The 876-nt window shown below is 38.9% G+C and carries 1 protein-coding gene; it reads right to left on the bottom strand.

What is annotated here, in order from left to right:
* On the bottom strand, positions 1 to 653 hold a 653-nt coding region (locus AMS59_RS21000), incomplete at its 3' end, for an IS110 family transposase (protein WP_156304740.1).
* Between the last annotated feature and the right edge of the window lie 223 nt (positions 654 to 876).

The raw sequence follows: 876 nt of genomic DNA, 5'->3' as shown, positions 1-876 counted from the left end.
CGTTGATGCTCTGTGAGTGTTCCAAATAACGAATCGGCAATCATCTGTTTTTTAGGCATCATTTTTCCATGTATACTTGTTTCCACATCCATTTCATCTACATAACCTTGTTCAAGTAAACGCTTGAGCAACTTTCTACCTGAAACGCCAAACACATCAGAAATGACAGTTCCAAGTTTGACATTCGAACTTTCTAAAACCTTTTGAATACGATTTTTTTCTGAAGTGAGATGACCAATCCATTTCTTCCGTAGCCTTGTCAAATCACGGAGTTCCCGAATATCAACTGGTGGGACAAAGCTCTTTTCAATTAATCCATGACGCAGGAGTTTCGCAATCCATTCCGCATCAGAAACATCTGTTTTTCTACCTGGAACATTCTTAATACGTTGGGCATTTGCCAAGGTGATGTCAAAAAAATCTTCTAAGATGTTAAACACAGGCTTCCAGTAGATGCCCGTACTTTCCATAGCAATATGCGTTACACCATGGTCCTCTAACCATTTTAAAAGAAGAAATAAATCCTTCGTAAGGGTAGGAAATGTCGCTGTTTCCTGAAAGTACTCTTCCTCACGACTCCCTTTAATGATACAAGCAACAATCGTTTCTGAGTGCACATCTAAACCAGCACACGTTTCAATAAAGACTTCCATCTATCTCACACCATTCTGTTAAAATCACAAACAGTGAGTGAATTTGAAGATAAGCATTTTTCTGTCCGTAGTCATCCTCTACATTTAAAGGAGCTAACAAAGGGTTGAACACCAAATTCACTCAAACAGTTTTATTTCCAGGGTCTAAGCCACCAAAAAAAGCCACGTCTTACAACCTGTTTGTGTTACTAACATTCTGGGCAAGTACACCACATTTTCATGC

This window comes from Lysinibacillus sp. FJAT-14745, from assembly GCF_001275675.1.
In the GTDB taxonomy this organism is placed as follows: domain Bacteria; phylum Bacillota; class Bacilli; order Bacillales_A; family Planococcaceae; genus Lysinibacillus.
Note: the sequence above shows the minus strand (reverse complement) of the source record. Positions and strands in the feature narration are given on the sequence as shown.